The organism is Undibacterium pigrum (assembly GCF_003201815.1).
Taxonomy (GTDB): domain Bacteria; phylum Pseudomonadota; class Gammaproteobacteria; order Burkholderiales; family Burkholderiaceae_D; genus Undibacterium; species Undibacterium pigrum.
Window position 1 is genome coordinate 155,923 of sequence record NZ_QJKB01000009.1, and the last position, 23,729, is coordinate 179,651.

Annotated in this window: 14 protein-coding genes and 1 tRNA gene; 10 read left to right on the forward strand and 5 right to left on the reverse strand. The window is 50.1% G+C overall.

The features are described from left to right. Positions 1–13: 13 nt before the first annotated feature. Entirely contained in the window at positions 14–2,302 is a 2,289-nt protein-coding gene (locus DFR42_RS22310; RefSeq protein ID WP_110257257.1) for a nitric-oxide reductase large subunit, read from the reverse strand. 310 nt (positions 2,303–2,612) lie between these two features. Between DFR42_RS22310 and DFR42_RS22315 the strand changes: the two genes are divergently transcribed. Continuing rightward, the gene (locus tag DFR42_RS22315; protein ID WP_110257258.1) at positions 2,613–3,065 is read left to right on the forward strand and encodes an RrF2 family transcriptional regulator; all 453 of its coding nucleotides are present in this window, start codon (positions 2,613–2,615) and stop codon (positions 3,063–3,065) included. Between the two features lie 82 nt (positions 3,066–3,147). On the opposite strand, the gene DFR42_RS22320 is transcribed toward DFR42_RS22315, so the two are convergent. Genes DFR42_RS22320 through DFR42_RS22330 form a run of 3 tightly spaced genes read right to left on the reverse strand, consistent with a single transcriptional unit; the run spans position 3,148 to position 9,102 of the window. Next, positions 3,148–4,590 (reverse strand): efflux transporter outer membrane subunit, encoded by a 1,443-nt coding sequence (locus tag DFR42_RS22320; RefSeq protein WP_110257259.1) that lies wholly within the window; start codon positions 4,588–4,590, stop codon positions 3,148–3,150. Then, complete coding sequence (locus DFR42_RS22325; protein ID WP_110257260.1) at positions 4,590–7,748, reverse strand: efflux RND transporter permease subunit; 3,159 nt, start codon at positions 7,746–7,748, stop codon at positions 4,590–4,592. The genes DFR42_RS22320 and DFR42_RS22325 overlap by 1 nt, the downstream gene beginning before the upstream one ends. A 58-nt stretch (positions 7,749–7,806) precedes the next feature. Further along, positions 7,807–9,102 (reverse strand): efflux RND transporter periplasmic adaptor subunit, encoded by a 1,296-nt coding sequence (locus DFR42_RS22330; RefSeq protein ID WP_110257261.1) that lies wholly within the window; start codon positions 9,100–9,102, stop codon positions 7,807–7,809. Positions 9,103–9,834: 732 nt separating this feature from the next. Here DFR42_RS22330 and DFR42_RS22335 point away from each other — a divergent pair. After that, the gene (locus DFR42_RS22335; protein WP_110257262.1) at positions 9,835–10,515 is read left to right on the forward strand and encodes a TetR family transcriptional regulator; all 681 of its coding nucleotides are present in this window, start codon (positions 9,835–9,837) and stop codon (positions 10,513–10,515) included. A gap of 10 nt (positions 10,516–10,525) precedes the next feature. Here DFR42_RS22335 and DFR42_RS22340 read toward each other — a convergent pair whose 3' ends face one another. Beyond that, the gene (locus DFR42_RS22340; protein ID WP_245937048.1) at positions 10,526–11,155 is read right to left on the reverse strand and encodes a trimeric intracellular cation channel family protein; all 630 of its coding nucleotides are present in this window, start codon (positions 11,153–11,155) and stop codon (positions 10,526–10,528) included. Positions 11,156–11,693: 538 nt separating this feature from the next. On the opposite strand from DFR42_RS22340, the gene DFR42_RS22350 reads away from it, so the two are divergent. The 8 genes from DFR42_RS22350 to DFR42_RS22385 all read left to right on the forward strand — a co-directional run bounded on the left by DFR42_RS22350 (position 11,694) and on the right by DFR42_RS22385 (position 23,713). Then, positions 11,694–11,960 (forward strand): type B 50S ribosomal protein L31, encoded by a 267-nt coding sequence (locus tag DFR42_RS22350; protein ID WP_110257264.1) that lies wholly within the window; start codon positions 11,694–11,696, stop codon positions 11,958–11,960. A gap of 183 nt (positions 11,961–12,143) precedes the next feature. Next, a complete protein-coding gene (locus tag DFR42_RS22355) occupies positions 12,144–13,868 on the forward strand; it encodes an ArnT family glycosyltransferase (RefSeq protein ID WP_110257265.1) in 1,725 nt (574 codons plus the stop codon). Beyond that, complete coding sequence (locus DFR42_RS22360) at positions 13,865–15,289, forward strand: MATE family efflux transporter (protein ID WP_110257266.1); 1,425 nt, start codon at positions 13,865–13,867, stop codon at positions 15,287–15,289. The genes DFR42_RS22355 and DFR42_RS22360 overlap by 4 nt, the downstream gene beginning before the upstream one ends. 72 nt (positions 15,290–15,361) lie before the next feature. Further along, positions 15,362–15,446 (forward strand) — tRNA-Leu (locus tag DFR42_RS22365). Between the two features lie 217 nt (positions 15,447–15,663). Continuing rightward, on the forward strand, positions 15,664–17,997 hold the full coding sequence (locus tag DFR42_RS22370; protein WP_110257304.1) for a type I restriction-modification system subunit M: 2,334 nt from the start codon (positions 15,664–15,666) through the stop codon (positions 17,995–17,997). Beyond that, on the forward strand, positions 17,994–19,013 hold the full coding sequence (locus DFR42_RS22375) for a PDDEXK nuclease domain-containing protein (RefSeq protein WP_110257267.1): 1,020 nt from the start codon (positions 17,994–17,996) through the stop codon (positions 19,011–19,013). Before DFR42_RS22370 ends, DFR42_RS22375 begins: the two co-directional genes overlap by 4 nt. Beyond that, entirely contained in the window at positions 19,010–20,353 is a 1,344-nt protein-coding gene (locus DFR42_RS22380; RefSeq protein WP_110257268.1) for a restriction endonuclease subunit S, read from the forward strand. Before DFR42_RS22375 ends, DFR42_RS22380 begins: the two co-directional genes overlap by 4 nt. A gap of 42 nt (positions 20,354–20,395) precedes the next feature. After that, entirely contained in the window at positions 20,396–23,713 is a 3,318-nt protein-coding gene (locus tag DFR42_RS22385) for a type I restriction endonuclease subunit R (RefSeq protein WP_110257269.1), read from the forward strand. Positions 23,714–23,729: the final 16 nt, after the last annotated feature.

Sequence of the window (23,729 nt, forward strand, 5' to 3'; positions counted from 1 at the left end):
AACCAAAAAATGACTAAGCCTTGCTGGAAACTTTGGCGTAGCTCATATCAGCTGCGTTCGTTTGTACAGGCTTTCTTCCTGTCAACAGGCGCAAGGCAAATACAGCCAGGCAAACGACACCAATCGAGAACACGATGTCACCGGGAACCCGCATCCACACCAGGGTTTCCATGAAGTGCGAATGGATGACTTCTGGTGAACGTGCAAACCACATGCCTTTGGTAATACTTGCTACAGCCTGATAAATGCCCGCTGGTACCAGCGACATGAACACCATCATTGCCAGCCCTATATTGAGCAACCAGAACATCGCTTGCAATAATTTATCGGACCAGAGAGCACGATCAGACAAGCCTCTCAGGCAGAACAGCAGCAAGCCTATGCCCAGCATGCCGTAGACACCAAACAACGCGGCATGACCATGTGCAGCAGTCATATTCAAACCTTGCATGTAGTACAGCGCAAGCGGCGTATTGATGGAAAATCCGAGCAAGCCTGCGCCAACGGTGTTCCAGAACCCAACGGCAATAAAGCACAGTATCGACCACTTGTAGGCCTGCACCCAGGGTGCAGCTTTTGAACGCTGATAGTTACGGAAAGCTTCGACACCTATCATTGCCAGTGGCACAACCTCCAGCGCAGAGAACATGGCACCAATCGCGATGACAAAAGTCGGTGTCCCTGTGAAATACAGGTGATGCAAGGTTCCCAGGATACCGCCGAACAGGAAGACTATGGTTTCCAGAATAATCGCACTATTAGCCGTTGCTGCACGTATCAAGCCCAGGCGGGTGAACAACAAGGCGATCACTGCGGTGGCGAACACTTCAAAGAAGCCTTCTACCCACAGATGTACCAACCACCAGCGCCAGTACTCAATCATCGAATAGTGGGTATGTGGCCCCCAGGTCAGGGATGTGGCGTAGAAACCACCTATACACATTGCTGCCAGGAATACCATCGCAATCAGGCCACGGCTCTCGGACGGTTTTTTCAGTGCTGGTAATAAGCCACGCCCCAGCAAGGTCACCCAGAACAACAAACCGATGAATAAAAGTATTTGCCAGACCCGGCCCATGCTGGTGAACTCCAGCCCCTGATTACCTATCCAGAAACTGAATTCATTACCTTTGTGTTGCAGACTACCCAGCCAGCCAAATGCTGTAGAGCCGACAACGATAAAGAGCAAGGCATAGAACAGGACATTGACACCAAGTTTTTGAAATTTAGGCTCATGACCTGAAATGGCAGGCGCTATATACAGGCCAGTCGCCAGCCAGGCAGTGGCAATCCACAGCACGGCAAATTGTGTATGTATCGTGCGGCTGACAGTGAACGGCAGTATGTCTGCCAGCGGAAAGCCAAAGAAACTATGCCCTTCGACAGCATAGTGGGCAGTAATCACCCCCATGCCGACTTGCGCCAGTATCAGACCTATGACGACATAGAAATATTTCCTGGTTGCCTGCATTGAAGGTGTGGGCTTCAGGTCAAACAAGGGGTCGGCTTTGGGAGGTACCGGGTCACCCTCTTCCTTGTTGATGGAATGATAGAAAATCATACCGGCAATGGCAGCGATCATCAGTATGATACTGGCGATGGACCAGATACCAGCTCCGGCAGTCGGCGTATTGTCCACCAGCGGTTCATGCGGCCAATTGCTGGTATAGCTAAGATCCTTTGCGCCTGGCCTGTCTGTAGCCGCAGACCATGCTGACCAAAAGAAGAATGCAGGCAGTGCTTGCAAATCCTTAATTTCTGGCAAAGTACCCCGGTTCATTGCATATTGTTCGCGCAACTTTTCCAGCGAAGGATCATTACCAAACAGGGCAATATAATGTTGCGCAACTTGCCGGACAGCCTTGGCGCGGTCGGCGCTGAGCGTGATCACATTAGTAGATGCTTCGTAAGTATTGCTCCGCATTTCCAGCTTCAGGCGCGCTTTCAACTCTGCCTGATGCCCTGGTTTCAGTTGGTCAAACGATGTCCGTGCTTCCTTTTGTGCCCAGATTTCCAGCAGGGCCAAAGATTCACGATGTAACCAGTCGGCAGACCAGTCTGGTGCGACATAACTGCCATGCCCCCATACCGAACCTAATTGCTGCCCACCTGCAGATAACCAGGCTTCCTGACCGAGCGGTACCTGTCCGTCTGCAAATATGACTGTGCCATCGTTACTGATGACTTGTTTGGGAATAGGCGGTGCCGTCAGATAAATTTCCGTGCCTACCCAGCCCAGGACGGCAAAGGACATGACACAGATGATGGCGAGCCAAGTCCAGAGTTTACGCGTGGCATGCATGGCGTGTTTCCTTATTGGTGAAGTGAAAAATTAGCTGATCCAAGGCTATGTTTCATCCGACTGAATTTGCCGGTGAAACAAGTTTGATTCATTAAAGATTCATTTTATATGCATGTATTTAAAGATACAAATTAAATGAATGTTTAATGCAAAACCCTTGATGAAGATCAAATTTCCAGAATAAATCAGGCAAGGCCTATTAACATCTATACTATATGTATCTTAATAGGCTATTGAATTGGCTATTGAAATAAAGAGACATGCTTTGAGCAAGCACTCTTATTCGCAAAGACAGGCTTTTGGAATAAATATGAGATTAACCGCATTCACCGACTACACTTTGCGCACCCTGATTTATCTGGCACAACATGAGGACAGGCTGGTTACCATCCAGGAAATTGCTGAGCTGCACAGCATTTCAAAGAGCCATCTGACCAAGGTTGTCCATCAGTTGGGGATGTCAAACAAAGTGGAGACCATACGTGGTCGTCACGGAGGTTTGAAACTGAATCTGCCGCCCGAAAAGATTAATATTGGAGAAATTGTCCGCAATACAGAAACTGACTTTGATATGGCAGAGTGCTTTGATAGCAGCAACAATACCTGTTCTTACTCCGGTTCCTGTAATTTGAAAGGCGTATTAAGCAATGCTACAGCATCATATCTGTCTGTTCTGGATGCAGTGACGCTGGCAGATCTGGTGGCAAAGAAAAATACCAGCAAGGTACAAGTTTATCCGCGCAAGAAAAAACAGCAGGATTAACAAGTTCAAATATCTCCTTATAAAAAAAGGGCTCCAATCTGCATTGGAGCCCAATTTTCATACTTCATTCTGCTACCGTTTTTTATTTACCGGCCAAAATTTCAGGCTTGCTCCAGCCACCGCCGACGGCCTTGTAAATACTGACTACAGACGACAATTGTGCGCGCTTACTGTCAATCAGGCTGGCTTGCGCCTGGAACAGATCGCGTTGTGCATTCAAGACTTCCAGATAGCTGCTATAGCCATTCTTATAGCGCAGGTCTGCCAGTCGCAATGAATCTTTCAATGCAGTCACCCTGCGCTCGGAAGCCACATTCACCTGCTCATTGGCCGCCGTATTGTTGAGTGCATCGTGCACATCACGGAAAGCGCCCTGCACTGCCTGCACATATTGCGCCAATGCCTGGTTCTTGCGGGCTTCAGCACCTTGCACTACCGCGCCAATTGCACCGGCGCGGAAGATAGGTTGCGCCAGGCTGCTGCCCAGACTCCACAGCAGCGATGCCGGATTGATCAAGTCCTGGAATACGCGGGACTCATAACCAGCCGTCGTCGTCAATTTAACGCTAGGAAAATATTGCGCCTTGGCCTGGCCGATATCTGCATTGGCAGCTACCAGTGCCTGCTCTGCCGACAGAATATCCGGACGGCGGTTCAGCAAATCAGATGGCAAATCTGCCGGCATGATCAATTGCTGATGCAGACTGCCAATCTCGTTACCACGGGCAATCACAGGTTGTGCAATCGCGCTGGCAGAGCGGCCCAGCAAGACAGCCAGTGTCGACTCTATATTCGACAAAGCCTGTTTGGCCTGGGTATAACTGATTTCAGTGGCAGCAGCTTCAGATTCAGCGACATGCAAATCGAGTTCGCTGGTCGCACCCGCTGTAAAACGGCGCTGTTGCAAACGCAGGTTTTCCTGGCGGGTTTTCAAGGTTGATTCTGCCAGGGCCAGTTGTGCATCCGCCGCACGCATGGCGAAATAGCTTTGTGCAACATTCGCATACAGGCTGCTTTGTATCAGGCCGCGACTGGCTTCCTGCGCCAGCAAACGTGCGCGGGCTGCTTCATCTGCACGTGCCAGCTTGCCCCAGAAATCAACTTCATACGAAGCGGTAAGGCTCAGCTGAAAGTCTTTGCTGTAAGGGCTGGCACCCGCACCCAGCTTGCCAGCATTTTCACTGGTACGGGTACGTGTTGCACCAAGGTTGCCGTCTACACTGGGGTAACGGTTTGAATTGGCACCTACCGCAACAGCGCGTGCTTCTTCTATGCGTGCAGCAGCCAGGGCCAGGTCCTGGTTATTTTTGCTGGCTTCATCCAGCAAACTATCCAGCACCGGGTCTTGAAAGCTCTTCCACCAGGCAGCGTAGTCAACTGCCGCCTGCTGGTTTTTTGTCGCTACTACACCCAGGCTGGCCGGGGTTTCCAGCGCCGGGCGCTGGTAATTTGGCCCGACCGAGGTGCAGCCCGCCAGCACCATACTGGCGACCAGCGTTGTTAATATGAATTTTGTTCCAGACATTATTTTTCCTTCACATCTGCTTGAGGCGCATTGTGCAAAATATGCACAGGGTGTTCAAAATCCTGCTCAGTGGTTTTCAAACGTCTGTCATTGATCAGCTTGAAGAACAAAGGTACGAAGAAGATCGCCAGGAAAGTCGCTGCCAGCATACCGCCCAATACACCAGTACCCAGGGATTGACGCGCGGCAGCACCTGCACCGTGCGAGAAAGCCAGTGGCACCACACCCAAAATAAAGGCCAGCGAAGTCATCAGAATAGGACGGAAGCGCAAGCGTGCTGCCTCCAGTGCCGCAGCCACCGGCGCATAACCTTCATGCACTTTCATGACCGCAAATTCCACAATCAGAATCGCATTCTTCGCCGACAAGCCCAATAGCGTCACCAGACCAATCTGGAAATACACATCATTGTTGAAGTGACGCAAATACACTGCCAGCAAGGCACCGAAGATACCGAAAGGCATGGCCAGCAAGACTGAGAATGGCAGAGACCATTTTTCATACTGTGCAGCCAGGATCAGGAAAATCATCAGTACACCAGCACCCAGTGCCAGGCCTGCGGCATTGCTGCTGCGTTTTTCCTGGAAGGATGCGCCACCCCAGTCGTAGACTACGTCAGCAGGCAAGACATTTTTCGCTGCTCTTTCCATCGCTGCAATCGCCTGACCAGAGCTGAAGCCTGGCTTGGCATCACCCAGCAATTTAATGGATGGCAAGGCATTGAAACGCTGTACAGAATCAGGACCAGTAATGAACTTGATGGTCGTGAATGCACGCACAGGTATCATCTGCCCGGTATTCGAGCGTACATACATGCTGCCTATATCATCCGGCTTGGCACGGTACTGGCCTTCTGCCTGCAACTGCACGGTGTAGATACGACCGTTCTTGTTGAAGTCATTGACGTAGTAACTACCCATGGTCGCTGCCAGGGTGTTATATACATCTGACAAGGCCACACCCATGGAGCGCGCTTTTTCATTGTCCACATCAACAAACAATTGTGGAGAATTAGCTTGCCACAAGGTTTTCACGCCAGCCAGCTCAGGCTGCTTATTGGCTTCAGCGATCAGCAATGGCAACAGTTGCGCCAGACGTTTCACGCCACCTTCACCCGCATTTTGCAGATAGAACTCAAAACCACCAGTCTGACCCAGACCCTGAATTGCAGGCGGTGCAAAGAACAGCGGCAAGCCTTCCTTGATACGGCCGGTTTTCATATAGCTTTCACCCACCATCTGCTGCGCAGACTGGGTACGCTCTTCCCAGGGCTTCAATGGGAAGAACATGGTTGCAGCAGAAGATTTCAAACCGCCACCACCCAGGAAATCGAGGCCAACCAGAGCAAACGTCGTATCGATGTTTTTGTTGGTTTTCATGATGGATTCGACCTGACGCACCATCGCATCAGTACGGTCCAGTGAAGCACCATCCGGCATGATGGCCGCACCAATGAAGTAACCCTGATCTTCATCCGGCACCAGACCACCAGGTACGTTTTTCCACAACAGACCCGTCAGGGCAACCATGCCCAGCACCAGTGCGATACCCAGCACAGCGCGCTTCATGAAGAAGGTAACGCCATTGGTGTAACGCTTGGTCAAACGCAAGAAAGCCGCATTGAACCAGGTGAAGAAACGGTTATGATTTTCTGAACCCGGCTTGAGCAAAATCGCGCACAAAGCTGGCGTCAAAGTCAAAGCAACGATACCGGACAACACCACAGCGATAGAGATCGTGACTGAGAACTGACGATACAACTCACCCGCCAGACCACCGAGGAAAGCGATAGGGCCAAATGCCGCTACCAGGACCAGCACAATCGCAATAACCGGGCCAGTCACTTCGTGCATGGCTTCAATCGCCGCATCTTTTGGTGTCATGCCTTCTTCATTGATCAGACGCTCAACGTTTTCCAGCACCACAATCGCATCATCCACCACAATACCAATCGCCAGCACCATACCGAACAGTGTCAGCGTGTTGATGCTATAGCCCAGCAAATGCAGACCAGCCATGGTACCAATCAGTGACACCGGTACAGCCAGTGTAGGAATGATGGTCGCGCGCCAGCTTTGCAGGAACAGATAGACAACGATGAACACCAGCACCATGGCTTCTGCCAGGGTTTTCAACACTTCAGCAATCGACTCAGTCACAAAAGGCGTAGTGTCATACGGCGTTGCGTATTCCATACCTTCAGGGAACTTGGCTTTCAGGTCTTTCAGTGTTTGCTCTACAGCCTTGCGGGTTTCCAGCGCATTTGCACCGGTTTGCAAGAACACACCGATGTTGGCAGACGGGTGACCATTGACGCGACCATACAGGTTGTAATCCTTGGAACCCAGTTCAACACGGGCCACATCGCTGATGCGGATGGCAGAACCACCCTTGGCAGATTTAACGATGATATTGGCAAACTCAGATGGTTCCAGCAAGCGGCCCTTGGCCGTTACTGTCATCGTCAGCTCTTCGGTATTATTTGGTGGTGCACCTACTTTACCAGCTGCGTACTGGGCATTTTGCTCGGTAATCGCATTGGAAATATCGGCAACCGTCACACCCAGTTGTGCCATGCGGTCAGGACGCATCCAGATACGCATCGCATAATCCTTGGCACCGAAAATCTGGATATTGGTAGTACCCGGTACGCGCTTCAATGCATCCAGCACATTCTGGGTTGCATAGTTGGACAAATACAGCGCGTCATAGCGGTTATCTGGCGAGAACAAGGCTGCAACCACCAGGAAGTTGGATGAGCTCTTGGAAACAGTCACACCCTGACGACGTACTTCCTGCGGCAACTTGGCATCTGCCTGGCGCACACGGTTATTAACGTTAACTGCCGCGATATCCAGATTGGTACCGACTTCAAAAGTCACGTTAATGGAAACGCGACCATCAGCAGAAGAAACAGAGTCCATATACAGCATGTGTTCCACGCCGTTGATCTGTTCTTCTATCGGGCCAGCAACGGTACGTTCAACCACCTCGGCAGACGCACCAGGATAGACCGCAGTCACATTGACTACCGGCGGAGAAATCTCCGGGTAGCGCGAAATCGGCAGAACGCGCAAGGCGGCCAGACCGGCCAGCACGATGATCAGCGACAAGACAGTCGCGAAGATCGGCCGGTTAATAAAAAATTTTGAGAACATGAATTATTCCTTGTAGCCTTAGCTAAGTTATGCAGCGGATTTTCAGCTGGTCAGAAGCTTAGTGTTTTGCCTCTGCACTGGCCGCAGCACTTGCTGCTGGTGCCGACGCAGGTGCAGATGCTGGTGCAGATTTATCATCAGGCTTGCCCGCTGGCGCACCTGCCGGTGCCGCCGGGGCGGATGCTGCCTTGGCCGTAATCGCGATTGGCGTCACTGTCATGCCTGGGTCATGTGCCTTGATGAAACCATCCACCAGTACGCGGTCACCACCTTGCAAACCCTTGGTCACTATCCATTCGCCATGTGACCAGCCATCCAGCTCAACCGGTTTCGGTACCAGCTTGTTATCAGGCGACACCGTGAAGACGATCTTGCCCATAGGGCTGTCTATCACCGCACGCTGAGGTATGGCAATGGCTGCGCTACGGGTAGCACCGCTGAGTATCACGCGCACAAACTGACCTGGACGCAAAGTACCATCAGGATTAGGTACCTGTGCACGTGCATCAAAACCGCCAGTGGCAGGATTCACTTTTTCACTGACAAAGTTCATCTTGCCTGTGACTGGAGCCGTGCTGCCGTCAGCCAGTTTCAACTGCACATCAAAAGCCAGGCTGCCGTTATTGGTTTTCTTGCCAGGCAAAGCAATCTTGCCTGCGCCTACATCCTTGCTCAGTTTCAGGTAATCAGCTTCAGGTACGCTGAAATTGACATACACAGGGTCTGTCTGCACGATGGTGGTCAGCAAACTGTCTGCCGCTGTCACCAGGCTACCGTTGGATTTGGCAGCAACGCCAGTCACACCATCAATAGGCGCTACCACACGGGTATAACCCAGGTTCAGTTTGGCTTCATTGACTTGTGCCTGCACTTGCTTGTAACTGGCTTCTGCTGTTTCCAGTGCAGACTTGGCATCGTCAAATTCTTTTTGGCTGATAGCTTTTTCTGCCGCCAGCGGTGTCAGGCGTGCAAATTCGCGTTTGGCCTGGTTCAGCTTGGCTTCTGCCACGCCAGCAGCTGCTTCTGCAGATGCCAGTTGCGTGCGGTAAGCACCCTGGTCAATCTGGAACAGCACTGTGCCAGCCTTGACGCGAGAACCTTCTTCATACAGACGGTTTTCCAAAATACCGGCAACACGGGCGCGCACTTCTGTTTCGCGTGAACCTGCGGTTTGCGCCGCATACTCAAAGTCCATACCCAGGTTGCGTGGCTGCACAGTCACGACATTCACCTCTGGAGGAGGCATCTTGCCTGGGCCACCGGCGTTTGCTGCACCTTTATCACCGCAGGCTGCCAGCACCAGCAATGGCAGGCTGACAGCAGCAATACGCAAGGCAGGCAAAGCCTTTGTCATATGGCTGGTGATCGAAGATAGCTGAAATAGTTTTGTTATTGGTTTTGCAGGGGAGCGCATAGGAGATTCTTTCTTCTAAAAGGAAAGGCGGTGTGCTATTATATACATTCACGAATGTTTGTAAATAAAGTTTTTAAACAGCCCTACTGTATTACAGGGATTTTGGGTGCTACCAGGACTCGTTCCCGCCTATGAAAAACCATCTTTTATAGGTATGAAACAGGAAGGAGTTTTTGCAAGCCGTATTTATAAGACTCTTCGTGAGCCGTTTTTAAATTAACAAGAATTATTGCGCTCACTCGCATGACGAATGGCGAATGACAGGCGCGGCATTTAAATACTTTATAAAGCAGCTCAATGAAAGCTTCATGACAGGCAAAAATCGCGGCGGTATGAAGGCTAGTCAGTTAAGCAAGTAAACAAGTATAAAGCAGGCAAGAAATTCCTGCTGCGGAGCAACAAATTTGATCTGGAACAGCTCATTTTTTTATTTTTGCAGCAGTATCAATGCGTAACAATGCAGGCTAAAAAATTTTAAAAACGCTATAAAACGATTCCTTGAAACGATTCCTTGAAACGGTTCAATATCTTGCTCGTGCAGAGTGAACAGCAGAAAGCAATAAGCTTTCATTGATATTCATCCGGCAAGCCTCACCTACAATAACGAAGAGACAGCAAAAAAATTGTATGCAAGGATAAATAAAACCCTGTTGCGTACACAAAGGAAACAAAATGGTCAGAAAGACGAAAGAAGAAGCGCAGGAAACTTATAATACGCTGCTCGACGCGGCAGAAAAAGTATTCGCTGAAAAAGGTGTCACCAGTACCACACTCAATGATGTTGCCACGGCAGCAGGCATGACCCGCGGTGCTATTTACTGGCACTTCAAGGATAAAAACGCCCTCTTCCAAGCCATGTGTGACCGCGCCTTCCTGCCCATGGAAGCCCTGCTCAATGAAATTGTTTCCACACCGCACAAAGACCCGCTGGCTGGCATCAAACAATTGAATGTCCACTTCCTTAATCTGGTCACGGGTAATGCACGCCAGCAAAATGTGTTTGACATCATTTTTCATCGCTGTGAAAAAAACAGCGATCTGATCTTCTTCAGTGCCGAAAGCGAAAAGCGGGTCGAATGCCTGGCCAAAGTACAGGCCATGGTCCAGCAAGCGGTTGACCAGGGGCAATTACATCCAGATACCGACACCTGGATAGCCATGCAAGCCATCCACGCCTATGTCATAGGCATAGTCCATGAATGGCTGGAAGACTCCTCAGCCTATTGCCTGATGCTGCACGCTGAAGATATGGTGGACATATTCATGGCAGGCCTGGTAGCCCGCCCGCCATTGAAAAAAACAAAACCAGCAGGACAGGAATGCAATATGCGCCTGGCCGCTGGGCAAAACTAAATCGTCATATCTACACTGGCAATTTCCAGTCAAAACGTACTGCCATCATGCGCAGTACGAAGCATATGCCCACCCCAAAAACCAGGGCAACACCTTCATTGACCTGCAGCCAGTTCAATATCAGATAAGCCCAGCAACCGGCAAAAGCACAGGTGGCATACAAATGGCTGCGCCTGAACACCAGCGGTATCTCATTGCAGATAATATCGCGCAAGACTCCACCAAAAATGCCGGTGATAACCCCCATCATCACGCATACAAACATGGGCATTTGCGCCTCTTGCGCCAGTGAGGCACCGGTCACACTAAATAAACCCAGGCCCAGCGCATCCGCCAGCACGATGGCATTTTCAGTCACGGCATTGCGCAAATGCTTGAGAAAGGGGATGGCCACGATAGACATCACAAAGATCAGGATAGGGTATTCCTGGTTCTCTACCCAGAACAAGGGGCGACGGTCCAGTAAAAGATCACGCAGCGTGCCGCCGCCAAAGGCCGTGATAAAGGCGACGGTAAACACCCCCACCACATCCATACGCTTGCGCCGCGCCTCAATAAATCCCGAACTGGCAAAAGCCAGTATCCCGGCGACTTCAATGGTATGCAACATCGAACTCATACCCAGATAGCTCGTCGTCATGTTTCTCCTTCAGGATTTGGTGCAAAAATGGGGATTTTATCAAGTTAGGGATGGTTTTGGGTCTGATAGTCTATGGTTCTTTAAATTCAAGACCTCTCAACACAGAGGCACAGAGACACAGAGCTATCACAGAGAAAGACTGAGAAAAATCGAAGGTATTCAGAAGCTCATGCAAAGTAACCACCCTCAAATTCGTCGTTCCTGCGGAGACAGGAACCCACTGGGCTGGCACACCAGTGACGTCCGTAGCAAACTATTATCGGCCGCAATAAAAAACCAGAAAACATATTAAATAAATAACGCAATTTCACTCAAACCCATCATATTTATCTCAAATTTATCTGCAATAAGCCCCCATCCCTGACAACATCCCATCGCAAAACTTACAATTTTCATTGTATAATCATCGGCTTGGCATTTTGGGCGTCCAAAATCCAGACAATTATTTAACCTTTGGCAAGTGATAATGCAATCGGGTCAAGAAGCAAGACGACCGACGAAGTGCTTATTGGCTACCTACACTATTTTCGAGGCAAGCATGAGAGATGGCATTCACCCAAATTATCGCGAAGTTCTGTTCCACGACGTTTCTTGCGATTTCAAATTCATCACACGTTCAACTATCACCACTAAAGACAAAGGTGAATTTGAAGGTAAAGAATACCCACTGGTAAAGATCGAGGTTTCTGCAGAATCTCATCCTTTCTACACTGGCAAACACAAAATCGTGGATACAGCCGGTCGCGTTGAAAAATTCCGTCAAAAGTTCGGCAAAGTCGGTTCCAAGACTTCTGTCGCCAACTAATTGGCCAGGGAAGCATAGACGAATCTCATGTAGCAGCAGGGCCAGCCTTGCTAATACAAAATTGCGGAGTACGCAAGACCGTCTGTGGTTCCCAAGAATTTTTAGTAAAAAAGGCAGCTCAGGCTGCCTTTTTTACTAAAGCTTTACCCTACAATAAGCATCCTTTCCCTCCACCACCCAGATATGAAGCCAGTACGACTTCCTGCTGCCGCCACTGTTGCGCTACCGCGCTGGGGAATCATCGCCCTTTGTCTCCTGTATATCCTGCCCGGCCTGATAGGCCGCGATCCCTGGAAAGGTGACGATGCCGCCGGTTTTGGCATTATGTGGACCATGGCACATGGCAATCTGTCTGACTGGCTGTGGCCACACATCGTTGGCCTGCCCATGCCAGAAGAAGGCCCGCTGGCTTTCTGGTTGGGCGCCATTTGCATTAAATTATTTGGCTGGTTGGTGGGTGAACCCATGGCCGCCCGCCTGAGCACCGGGGTCTCTTTCCTGCTCGGTTCGCTCTCGGTCTGGTATGCCACTTATCTGCTGGGCCGCAGGCCAGAAGCACAACCCCTGAAACTGGCCTTTGGCGGCCAGCCAGAAGCACGCGATTTTGGCCGCACCCTGGCCGACGGTGCATTACTGATTTATCTTGGCTGTCTGGGTCTGCTATTGCGCAGCCACGAAACCAGCGCCGAAGCCCTGCAAATTTCCCTGATCGCCTGCACCCTGTACTTATGTGTGCGCCTGCTGGATGAACCGGCCAAGCTTACTGCTGCCAAAATTGGCGGCATACTCGGCTTGCTGGTATTGACCCGTGGCTGGGTATTACCCTTGGCATTGTGGATCAGCCTGCTGGCCGTCTGCGCCTATCGTCAGCAACGCCAACCGCTCAAATATCTGATCAACACCACCCTGCCACTGGCGATTGTCGTTGCTGGTATCTGGCTGTTCACCATCAGCTTGGTCCATCCTTACGACAGCTCGCCCTATCAGTCATGGATGTTGTGGAATTATCGCCAGTTCAACTTTCCCAAATTTGACAGCATCAGCTACCTGTTCCGTTATGGCATCTGGTTTAGCTGGCCTGCATGGCCGTTTGCTGCCTGGGCCATCTTTGCATGGCGCAAGCAAGAGAAAGCCATGCACATCTCCCTGCCTGTCAGCTTTTTGATTTGCTTTGGTGTACTAGCCGTACTCAATCACCAGTCTGAAGAAGCGATACTTTTGCCAATACTGCCACCGCTGGCAATACTCGCCGCCTTTGGCTTGCCGACCATGAAACGCAGCGCCATCAATGCGGTTGACTGGTTCTCTGTCATCGTCTTCACCGCCGTAGCCGCCTTCATCTGGCTCTACTGGCTGGCAGACCAGACAGGTTGGCCACCTGGCCTGGCAAAAAAACCTGGCAACCTGGTGCCAGGCTATCAGTCCAGTTTCAATATTTTTGTCTTCATCATCGCCCTGGCTGCGACAGTAGCCTGGTTCCGCCTGGTGTACTGGCGCATCTCCAGGCAGCCTGCCGTCTTGTGGCGCGCAGTGGTATTGTCCAGTGGCGGCGTCATTTTGTGCTGGCTGCTGGTGCAAAGCCTGGGCTTGCCGTGGCTGGACCAAAAAGTCAGCTACGCGCCACTCTCCAAAGAACTCGCACAAAAAGTACCACCCAATATGGGTTGCATACAAGCCCACATAGGCCCGTCACAACGCGCTTCATTTGCGTATTTTGGCAAGCTACAGTTTGCTGGATTCTCTGATCATGATTGCCAGCTGCTACTGGTACAAAACAGCAAAAAATCCCTACATGAAAGCGTGCTGCCGCCAGAATACAAGCAAGAGCACTGGTCAGTCATCTGGTCTGGCCATCGCGCTGCCGACAATGACGAATTGTTTACCCTGTACCAGCGCAAGCAGCAATGAAGACCGAACACCCCAGCACATTGCGCGGCAACATCAAACGCATCGCCTCACTGTCATGGCCCATGATGGTGGGCCAGATGGCCGTGGTAGGCAATGGGGTGATAGATACCGCCATGACTTCGCGCTTCTCGGCGACTGACCTGGCAGCACTCTCTATCGGTATCTCGATTTACGTCAGTATCTTCGTCGGCCTCAACGGCATTTTGCAAGCCATCTCCCCTGTCGTCGGCCAATTGTTTGGCGCACGCAAATTCAAAAAGATAGGTGCAGAAATCAAGCAAGGTGTATGGCTGGGCGGCTTTCTTGCCTGTATAGGATGTCTGATCCTGCTGTTCCCAAATAGCCTGCTCTCCATCGCACAAGCCTCGCCCACCTTGAATGACAAGGCTGCGCAATACCTGCAAATCCTCGCCATCGCCCTGCCCGCCACGCTGGGCTTCAGGATTTATGGCGCACTCAATAATGCAGTTGGCCGCCCCAAGATGGTCATGGCCATACAGCTCGCTGCACTGGCGATAAAAATCCCGCTCAATACCCTGTTCATATTTGGTGGCCTCGGCATACCTGCCATGGGCGGCCCAGGCTGCGCGGCTGCCACTGCTGTCAATGCCTGGCTCATGCTCATCACTGGCTGGCTCATGCTCAAGCACGTCAAATATTATGAATTGTTTGCACTATTTGGCACAGGCTTCGTCAAACCCAACTGGAAAGCCCTGCGCAGCCTGCTGCACCTTGGCATACCCATGGGCCTGAGCTACCTCATCGAAGTCACCGCATTCGCCTTCATGGCCCTGTTCATCGCCCGCCTGGGTGAAGTCGCCGTATCCGGCCATCAGCTCACTGCCAACTTTGGCACCATCCTGTACATGCTGCCGCTGTCGATTGCCAGTGCCACCGGCACCCTGGTCGCGCAAGCCATAGGCGCCAAACAAATGCAGGCCGCCCGCGTCACTGGCAATGCCGGCATCATCCTGGCTGCCATGCTGGCTGTGCCTATCGGCATCACCATCTGGTTCAGCCGCGACCTGATTTTGCATGCCTACACATCCAACCCCATCATCATCGCCGCCGCCTTCCCGCTGTTCACTTTTATTTCGGTGTACCAGATTTTTGATGCGATACAAGTCACCACCGCCTTCATCCTGCGTGCCTATAAAATCGCCATCGTCCCCACCATCCTTTACGCCTTCGCGCTATGGGGCTGCGGCCTCGGCGGCGGCGTCATGCTGGGTCTGGACCCCTACAACATCAGCCCCGCCTTCTTGCACGGCGCAGCAGGCTTCTGGATGGCCAACAGCACCAGCCTCGCCATCGTCGCCTTCAGCCTGTGGTACTACCTGCGCATAGTCCAAAAACGCTTCCCCACCCCCGCCATGTGGCGCAGGAACGTAAATTTCGACCAGCCAGGCAGAAACCCATAAGCAAAGCAAACGGCAAAAGCAGCAAGCCACTTGCAAAATCCTGACGGCTCTGTCATAATTTTGTTCTGCGTTGCCGAGATGGCGGAATAGGTAGACGCACGGGACTCAAAATCCCGCGCCGCAAGGCGTGCCGGTTCGATTCCGGCTCTCGGCACCAAACACTGATTAAGCTCTTGATTATTCAAGGGCTTTTTTGGTTTTTAGGCAGCAATTCTTCTTTGCCCATTCCCCCTTCTTCTATAGCTCTTTTTGAGTTACACCAAGCGCATTCCCATAGGCAGTCCTTTGCCAGTCGGGTAAGATACAAATCAAACAAATGCAAGCAATGCTACAACTGCTTCAGCTCACCGACTTTGAATGACAAAGAATCATCCATGACACAAACATCAAATAACCTCGCCACTGAATCCTGGGCGATTGCCGACCTGCTCCGTGGTGATTTCAAGCAGAGCCAGTACGGCCGTATCATCTTGCCGTTTTGCTTGCTGCGCCGCCTGGAGTGTGTATTGGAGGCCAGCAAAGAGGCTGTGTTGGCTGAGCAGCAAAAAATAGAAAGTATGAATTTGCCTGAAGAAGCACAAGAAAAATTGCTGTTGCGTGCGACTGGTGGTCTGAGTTTCTTCAACACCTCCAAAATGGATTTGTCCAAATTGGGTGAAAATGGCATCAAGGCCAATCTGGAAAGTTATATACAAAGTTTCTCCAAAGATGCGCGTGAGATTTTTGAATACTTCAATTTTGCTGAGTTTATAGGCCAGTTAAACGACGCCAACCTGCTCTATAAAGTCGTACAAAAAGTTCGTACGATAGACCTCAGCCTTAAGGCTGTCTCAAACCATGACATGGGCCTGGTGTTTGAAGAGCTGATACGCCGTTTTGCCGAAGGTTCGAATGAAACAGCGGGTGAGCATTTCACCCCGCGTGACATTGTGCGGCTGACGACTTCGCTGGCATTTATGGAAGACGACGAAGCACTCACCATGCCCGGAATTATCCGTACCATTTATGACCCCACCGCTGGCACTGGCGGCTTCTTGTCAGCAGGTATGGAGTACGTGCATGAATTAAACCCCAAGGCAGTGATGCGCGCCTTTGGCCAAGAGCTGAACCCTGAAAGCTATGCCATCTGCAAAGCAGACATGCTAATAAAAGGGCAAGAGGTAAGTAACATCAAGCTTGGCAATACGCTGTCGAATGATCAGCTCTACTCCACCAAGTTTGACTACATGCTATCCAATCCTCCCTTTGGCGTGGACTGGAAAAAGATAGAAGAAGACATCATCAAAGAGCACAATGAAAAAGGCTACGATGGTCGCTTCGGCGCGGGCTTGCCCAGAGTCTCTGATGGTTCTTTGCTGTTCCTGCTGCACCTCATCAGCAAGCTGCGCGATGCTAAGGATGGCGGCGGCCGCATAGGCATTATCCTCAATGGCTCCCCCCTGTTCACAGGCGGTGCGGGCTCTGGCGAATCTGAAATCCGCCGTTATATTCTGGAAGCCGATTTGCTGGAAGCCATTGTCGCCCTGCCGACCGATATGTTCTATAACACTGGCATCGCCACCTATGTCTGGGTACTGTCCAACAAAAAACCAGAAGAGAAAAAGGGGCTGGTACAACTGATCAACGGCAGCAACCTCTACAGCAAAATGCGCAAGTCATTAGGTAGCAAGCGCAATGAAATGAGTGCAGACGACATCGCCACCATCATCCGCTGCTTTGGTGATTTTGAAGCCGTTGATGCGCGTGAACTGGATAAACCCGCCGAACTAAAAAGTAATCGCGGCAGGCAATCGGCGAACACTAAGACTGAGACTGCCAAAACCTTTGCTGCCAAGATTTTCAAAACCCATGAATTTGGCTACCGCCGCATTACCATCGAGCGCCCATTAAGACAGTCTTACCAGTTCTCTGATGAGCGCATTGCCACGCTGCGCTTTGAATCTGGTGCATTGAACAGCATCATGCAATGGGCATACGCAGAGTTCGCCACTCTGCCAGGCGCTATCTGGAGCGATGCATCGGATTGCATGCACTATGGCGACCTTGGCCAACATGAAGACACCATACGCCGCTACATCAAAATTCATTTTGCCGACCTCAAAGAAAAGCAAATCAAAGACCTGCTCAATCGCGATACCTGGTTAAGCGCCAAAGCCAGCATGCTCAAAGCCCAGGCCCTGCAAGCGCAGATAGGCAAATCACAGTTTGATGATATGAACGATTACGATGACGCCATTGCCAAAGCAGCCAAGCTCGCCAACATCAACCTGGACGCCAAAGACAAAAAAGTCATCGAAGCCGCAGTAAGCTGGAAAAACCCAGCAGCCCTGCCCGTTATCAAAAAAATCCACAAAGCCAGGGCTGACGCTATCTATGGCCTGTTTAACGTGGATGGCAAAACCATAGAATATAAAGCCGATGGCGACCTGCGTGATTTTGAAAACGTCGCGCTAGATCCATCCAAAACAGTCAACGAGATCAACGAAGCCTACTTCAAAAAAGAAGTGCAACCCCACGTGCCAGACGCCTGGATAGACGCCAGCAAAAAAGACGATAAAGACCGGCAAATTGGCATCGTCGGCTATGAGATCCCCTTCAACCGCCATTTCTACCAATACCAGCCACCGCGCGACTTGACTGAGATAGATGCGGACCTTGATGCAGTCAGCGCAGAGATCATGAAGCTGCTGCAAGAGGTGCATTCATGAGCAAATCAAACCTGAGCAATGTCGCGCAGCCCGATTTTGCTGAAGTCGTACATCTGATCACAGCCGCACGCCAGCACGCCTATCAAGCCGTCAATACCACCTTGATAGAGCTGTATTGGCAAGTGGGTGCCTACATCAGCAGTAAAATCAAGGCCGCAGAATGGGGAGATGGTGTGGTCGATGCGCTGGCGAAACATTTAGTCATCACGCAGCCTAATTTAAAGGGATTTACCCGCGCCAATCTGTTTCGTATGCGCCAGTTTTATGAAACTTATCAAAGTGATCAAATTGTCGCAGCACTGCTGAGACAATTACCATGGACGCACAATCTCATCATTATGAGCCGTAGTAAGCTTGCTGAAGAGCGAGTCTTCTATCTCAACATGGCAGTTCAAGAAAAATGGTCTAGCCGTGAACTAGAGCGTCAATTCAACACGGCAATGTTTGAACGCATGGTCTTGAATCCAGTAAAACTCTCAACAACGTTGAGAGAAACGCACCCAGAAGCTTTAAACGTCTTCAAAGACAGCTATGTCGTCGATTTTCTGAATTTGCCGCAGGGCCATAGCGAAGCCAATTTACAACAAGGTTTAATCTCCAAGCTCAAGCAATTCTTGATCGAACTGGGGCGCGATTTTTGTTTCGTTGGTAGCGAATATCCGGTGCAAGTGGGGAAACAAGATTTCGCCATTGATTTGCTGTTCTTTCATCGCGGCCTGAACGCTTTGGTCGCGATTGAACTGAAAATAGATCGTTTTAGCCCATCGCACCTGGGACAACTCAATTTCTACCTGGAAGCCCTGGATCGGGACCACAAAAAGCCACACGAAAACCCCGCCATCGGGGTGCTGCTGTGCGCCAGCAAAGATGATGAAGTGGTCGAATATGCACTGAGCCGCAGCCTTTCTCCCGCCATGATCGCCGAATACCAAACGCAATTGCCCGATAAAAAACTGCTGCAAGCGAAACTGCATGAATTTTATCTCTTGAATCTGGCACAGGAGGATGGGGTATGAGTCGGTATAAGGCTTATTCAGAATATTGCGATTCCGGTTTGTCTTGGTTAGGTAAGATGCCAAACCATTGGAAGCTAATCAAAGCAAAATATATTTTTCAGAGAGTTCAAAGAGAAGTACGCCCAGAAGATGGTGTAGTTACGGCGTTCAGGGACGGGCAAGTCACCTTACGGACGAACAGGCGTGTCGAGGGATTCACTGAATCGATTAAGGAAATCGGATATCAGGGTGTGCGAATGGGTGACTTGCTTGTACATGCGATGGATGGGTTCGCAGGAGCAATTGGCGTTAGCGATTCTGACGGAAAATGTTCACCCGTTTGTTCAGTATGCGTGCCAGTAAAACCAACCAATACACACGTGCAATATTACGGTTACCTTGTGCGTCAATTAGCCGTAACTGATTTCATAACATCCCTTGCGAAAGGAATTCGCGAGAGATCAACTGAATTTAGATTCAGCGAATTTTCCGGTCTGGAGTTAGCATTTCCGCCGATTTCTGAACAACAAAAAATCACCAATTTCCTCGACTATGAAACCGCCAAGATCGATATCCTGATCGCGAAGCAGCAAGAGTTGATCAAGCTGCTGAAAGAAAAACGGCAGGCGGTGATTAGTCATGCCGTCACCAAAGGCCTCAACCCCAACGCCCCCATGCGCGATTCTGGTGTGGAGTGGCTAGGCAAAGTGCCGAAACATTGGGGAGTAAAGAAATTCAGATTCCTATGTGATCGAATCATAGCTGGTCCCTTTGGATCAAGTATCACAAAAGACATGTATGTAAAAGAAGGCTATAAAGTTTACGGTCAAGAACAAGTTATTCCGAATGACTTTACTATCGGCGACTACTACGTTTCAAAGCGCGATTTCTTAGAGCTCTTTCGTTACAGCACAAATCCAGGAGATATCCTTATTAGTTGTGTTGGTACATTTGGGAAAGTAGCGGTTTTTCCAAATAGCGCTGAGCCGGGGATTATTAATCCCCGTTTGATCAAGGCCGAAGTTAAAACGATTTGCAATCCACTTTATTTATGTGAATTTCTCAAAAGTGAAATGGTTTTCAAACAATTTGAGTTACTAAGTCGAGGTGGAACAATGGGAGTTATTAATATTGGAGTCCTAAATGAGATATTGGTTGCATGTCCTCCTTTGGAAGAACAAGATGAAGTTTTTTTATTCATAAAGAGACAAAAAGAAAAATTTAACTTTTTGATTGAAAGAGCAAATAAACAAATTGAATTGGCTCAAGAACGCCGCACAGCTCTAATCTCCGCAGCCGTCACCGGAAAAATCGACGTACGCGACTGGCAAGCCCCCAGCGACACAGCCTTAGCCGCCTGATAGCCTTTGATTAAACCAAGCCTCCACCAGAGAACCCTCTTTATGAGCAAAGCCAACGAACTGACCTTCCAAAACGACATGATACGCCAGCTCGTGGCCAATGGCTGGCTGCTAGGCAAGGCAGAGCACTACAACCGCGAACTGGCTTTGTATCCCGAAGATGTGCTGGGTTTTGTCAAAGATACGCAAGATGAACAATGGCAAAAGTTTTGTGCCTTGTATTCGGTGCAGCCTGAACAAAAATTCCTGGAACGGCTGGCGCAGCAACTCAACAAGGCTGATCCGAATGCGGCGAATAAAGAGATGCGTACCTTTGGCACTCTGGGTGTCTTGCGGCATGAGCTTAAAGACCGTGGCACGCGTTTTTCGCTTTGCCAGTTTGCGCCTGAACATGATTTAAACCCGGATACCTTGGCGCGTTATAAGCAGAATCGTTTGCGTGTGGTGCCGGAGTTGGTTTACAGCCCTTGGGTGAAGGACGTTGATGGTACGCCGCTGGATTCCCGCCTGCGCGGGAATGACGATGCTACGGGTACGGATGAGGCAAGCAGTGTAAAAGCAAAAGCCTGGCGTATTGATCTGGTCTTGTTCGTCAATGGCATCCCGGTTGCAACTCTGGAATTGAAGTCAGAATTTAAACAGGCGGTACACAATGCCATGCGCCAGTACCGCACTACGCGTTTACCTGTTGACCCGGTAGCCAAAAAACCTGAACCTTTGCTGACTTTCAAGCGTGGTGCGCTGGTGCATTTTGCGGTGAGCCAGTACGAAGTCTATATGACGACCCGGCTGGAAGGCGAAGATACCTTCTTCTTGCCCTTTAACAAAGGCACGCATGATGGTGGCGCTGGCAATGATGTGCCTGAAGATGTCACACAATACGCCACTGATTATTTGTGGAATGAAGTTTTATTGCCCGACAACCTGCTCAAGATTTTGGGCCGCTATGTGCATTTGCAGATAGAAGAAAAAGAAGACTGGGAAGGCCGCAAGTATAAAAAAGAAAGCCTGATTTTCCCGCGTTATCACCAGTGGGACGTGGTGAATAAATTATTGGATGCAGCTCGTACCGAAGGGCCGGGGCATAAATACCTGATACAGCATAGCGCAGGGTCTGGCAAATCGAATTCGATTGCCTGGGTGGCGCACCAGTTATCGTCTTTGTATGATGAACGGGGCAACAAGCAATTTCATTCCGTCATAGTGGTGACAGACCGTACTGTGCTGGATGCGCAACTGCAAGACACCATCGCCCAGTTTGAACATACCGACGGCGTGGTTGGGCGTATCAATAATCAGGAGGGTGATGGCTCCAAATCAGAAAAATTGGCCAAGGCTTTGGAAAGCTCACAGCCGATTATTATTGTGACGATACAGACCTTCCCGTTTGTATTGCAGGCAATAGAAAACAGTGTGAGCCTGAAAGAGCGTAATTATGTGGTCATTGCTGATGAGGCGCATTCTTCACAAACTGGCTCAACAGCGCGCAAGTTAAAAGAAGTCTTGATGGTGGATGGCAGCAACAGTGATGAAGATGAAATCACTTCTGACGATATTATCGACGCTGCGGTTGCCTCACGCCGCGCTTCCAAAAACCTGAGCTATCTGGCGTTTACTGCGACGCCTAAAACCAAGACGCTGGAATTATTTGGCCGCCGCCCGCGCCCCGAAGAACAGGCGTCAAAAACCAATAAACCTGCTGCCTTTCACGTGTACAGCATGCGCCAAGCGATAGAAGAAGGCTTCATCCTGGATGTATTGCAAAACTACACCAATTACAAGGTGGCATACAACCTGGCAATGCGTATCAACGATGCTGATCAACAGGTGGAAAGCAAAAAAGCCACAGTCAGGCTCAACCAGTGGGTGCGCCTGCATGACCACAATATCAGCCAAAAGGTCATGATCATTGTTGAACATTTCAAGACGCATGTCATGGGCTTATTGGGTGGGCAGGCCAAGGCCATGGTGGTGACCAGTTCACGCAAAGAGGCCGTACGCTATAAAAAGTCTTTTGACGCCTATATTGCCAAGAAAAGTGAGAGCGAGCCTGACTATCAAAAGATACGTGCCATGGTCGCTTTTTCTGGCGAGGTAGAGTTTAACGACAAGGACCCAAATATCGAAGCACTGCTGGATCAAAAATTCACAGAATCGAATATGAATACGGCCCTAAAAGGCCGCGATATGCGCAAGGCTTTTGATACGGATGATTATCAGCTCATGATAGTCGCCAACAAGTTTCAAACAGGTTTCGACCAGCCCAAGCTGTGCGCCATGTATGTGGATAAAAAACTGGGGGGCGTGGAGTGCGTACAAACCCTGTCGCGCCTGAACCGTACTTACCCCGGCAAAAAAGAGACGGGCACTTTTGTGCTGGATTTTTTTAATGAGCCTGAAGATATTCTGTCCTCTTTCCAGCCTTACTTTCAGGTGGCTGAACTGGCAGACGTATCCAACCCCAACCTGATTTTTGATCTATTTGATAAATTGCGTACGGCAGACATTTTTACATGGGCAGAGGTAGAACAATTCTGCAAAGCCTTCTTTGTGCAAAGCAAGAGCAATGCCGCCATTGCCAATATCTGTAAGCCAGCAGTAGAACGCTGGCAAAAACGCTATAAGCATGCAGTAGAGGCTTACAAGCAAGCCAAGGAAATGTTTGAACGCACAAAGAAATTCAATGATGCAGTACTGATTGCCAATGCGGAAAACAGCCTTAAAGACTGCAAGAAAGCCAGGGATGCGCTAGAGATTTTCAAAAAAGACCTGGGCACGTTCGTGCGCTTTTATGAATTCATGTCGCAGATCGTTGATTACGACGACAAGGATTTGGAAAAACTCAGCCTGTACGCCCGCAACCTGCGCCCCATGCTGCGAGAAACCATCATTGATGAAGATGATATCGACTTATCGACTATCTCCTTGAGCCACTATCGCGTATCCAAAATCCGCCAGCAGCATTTGATGCTGAAAGAAGACCAGGAAGAATACCAGCTAATGCCGGGCGAAGGTGCAGGCACCGCCAGGGCCAAGGACAAGAAAACAGAATTCTTGTCGCAGATAGTTCATAGGCTGAACGAACTGTTCATTACAGACCAGTTAAGTGACCAGGACATGGTCAACTACGCCTATACCATCAGCGACAAGGTCAGGGAAAACTCTATCGTCATGCAGCAGATCGCCAACAACAGCGCAGAACAAGCCATGCTGGGTGATTTTTCCAAGGCTGTCGATGATGCAATTTTGGACAGCAGCGAAGTGCATCAAATTCAAATGATGCAGCTACTGTCTGACCCTAAACGCAATGCCGGTTTTGCGAAGGTGATTTTTGATTTATTGACGCGACCAGCGCCGTGAATTTCCAATTCTCTCC

Coding starts and splice junctions, on each gene's coding strand:
- DFR42_RS22325 (WP_110257260.1), bottom strand. CDS start 7,748: ATGTTCTCAAAATTTTTTATTAACCGGCCGATCTTCGCGACTGTCTTG.
- DFR42_RS22385 (WP_110257269.1), top strand. CDS start 20,396: ATGAGCAAAGCCAACGAACTGACCTTCCAAAACGACATGATACGCCAG.
- DFR42_RS22375 (WP_110257267.1), top strand. CDS start 17,994: ATGAGCAAATCAAACCTGAGCAATGTCGCGCAGCCCGATTTTGCTGAA.
- DFR42_RS22315 (WP_110257258.1), top strand. CDS start 2,613: ATGAGATTAACCGCATTCACCGACTACACTTTGCGCACCCTGATTTAT.
- DFR42_RS22380 (WP_110257268.1), top strand. CDS start 19,010: ATGAGTCGGTATAAGGCTTATTCAGAATATTGCGATTCCGGTTTGTCT.
- DFR42_RS22350 (WP_110257264.1), top strand. CDS start 11,694: ATGAGAGATGGCATTCACCCAAATTATCGCGAAGTTCTGTTCCACGAC.
- DFR42_RS22320 (WP_110257259.1), bottom strand. CDS start 4,590: ATGTCTGGAACAAAATTCATATTAACAACGCTGGTCGCCAGTATGGTG.
- DFR42_RS22370 (WP_110257304.1), top strand. CDS start 15,664: ATGACACAAACATCAAATAACCTCGCCACTGAATCCTGGGCGATTGCC.
- DFR42_RS22310 (WP_110257257.1), bottom strand. CDS start 2,302: ATGCATGCCACGCGTAAACTCTGGACTTGGCTCGCCATCATCTGTGTC.
- DFR42_RS22335 (WP_110257262.1), top strand. CDS start 9,835: ATGGTCAGAAAGACGAAAGAAGAAGCGCAGGAAACTTATAATACGCTG.
- DFR42_RS22355 (WP_110257265.1), top strand. CDS start 12,144: ATGAAGCCAGTACGACTTCCTGCTGCCGCCACTGTTGCGCTACCGCGC.
- DFR42_RS22340 (WP_245937048.1), bottom strand. CDS start 11,155: ATGACGACGAGCTATCTGGGTATGAGTTCGATGTTGCATACCATTGAA.
- DFR42_RS22360 (WP_110257266.1), top strand. CDS start 13,865: ATGAAGACCGAACACCCCAGCACATTGCGCGGCAACATCAAACGCATC.
- DFR42_RS22330 (WP_110257261.1), bottom strand. CDS start 9,102: ATGACAAAGGCTTTGCCTGCCTTGCGTATTGCTGCTGTCAGCCTGCCA.